The organism is Anaplasma phagocytophilum (assembly GCF_023476575.1).
Lineage (GTDB): Bacteria > Pseudomonadota > Alphaproteobacteria > Rickettsiales > Anaplasmataceae > Anaplasma > Anaplasma phagocytophilum_A.
This window is the reverse complement of record NZ_JAHLEX010000166.1, coordinates 1-1,087: the sequence shown is the minus strand read 5'-3', so window position 1 is coordinate 1,087 and position 1,087 is coordinate 1. Positions and strand designations below refer to the sequence as shown.

The window sequence follows — 1,087 nt, the reverse complement described above, 5'->3', positions numbered from 1 at the left end:
CTGTAGTATATGAACACTTCTTAGCACATCATTGAACGGGTGTTTTTTTGCTACCATACATTTTCTAATGGCGGCTGGTGACATAGCTAATGTCCCTAGCCTGCAGATCTTTCCTAGTGCTCGTGTGCTGTAGTTTAGCTTGGAAACTCTTGACAAACATGTTGAGTATTCTTGGAAAATACCATAATGGGCGGCTTCATTGTTATAGCTCATAAGGCACAAGAAAATACCAGGAATGCATAGTCGGCACAGGAGCCACGGTGCGGACATCGTAATATGCTGTATAGGATTGTGAGCTATTCAGAGTGTAATAACTTAAAGCTCTATGTTTTCAATCACGCTCACAAGAAGTAAAGCGTAGGTTTGTGTTTTCAGAAAAAGTTATCTTCTAGCAATGCTGTTGTGCAAAGAGGTAATATATTTGTGCACGTGCTGACAGTTGTTCTGTTAGGAAATAAAACTAGACCAGCAAGTATAGCCAATTTACCATCAATTCAGAGTATTCTGCATAACTATTCTCACTCCTTAAAACGTTGATAATTTTGTGTGGATACGTTTTATAACTACTATGTGCATGTGATTATTAAGAGTCATATCATGCATTAACACAAATCCTATAGGATATATTAGGATATATAATGGCTTATATCACTATTTATTAAAAAAATCAATAATATTGAGCTACATACCGCTGATGTGATACAACTATGTTGTGTGATACCTTTCGGAGTTAAATAAGATGCACGCGCCACGCATATTCACCAGTGTGCTTGACTATGGCTATACTTACAGTGGAACCGCTTCTACAGCGTATAAAGATGATATACATTCTGCAATAGAAGCTGGAATCGTTTCATATGAGGATTTTCTTGGGGTTCTGCGTAGGTGCACGCTCGAATTACACGAGACGTTTGAGATTGTCGTCCAGGCAGATTCTGGGGTTGCTGATCTTGCGGCGAGGATGGCATACATTGAATCGCTCGTAGATGAGGAGAAGGCAAGGAGCAGTGCGTCTCAAGAACCTGCAGTGCAGCAATTGAATATCACGGTCCTACTGCATTACCTTTATGATGCGCTACATGCCTGT

Annotated in this window: 2 protein-coding genes; one reads left to right on the top strand and one right to left on the bottom strand. The window is 40.0% G+C overall.

Translation table 11 applies throughout. From position 1 onward, the window contains the following. Window positions 1-213: hypothetical protein (locus KPX09_RS05355; RefSeq protein WP_249549313.1), on the bottom strand; the 213-nt coding region annotated here is incomplete at its 3' end. 526 nt (window positions 214-739) lie between these two features. Here KPX09_RS05355 and KPX09_RS05350 point away from each other — a divergent pair. Then, window positions 740-1,087 (top strand): HGE-14 family type IV secretion system effector (locus tag KPX09_RS05350; RefSeq protein ID WP_410518490.1); only part of this gene is annotated, 348 nt, incomplete at its 3' end.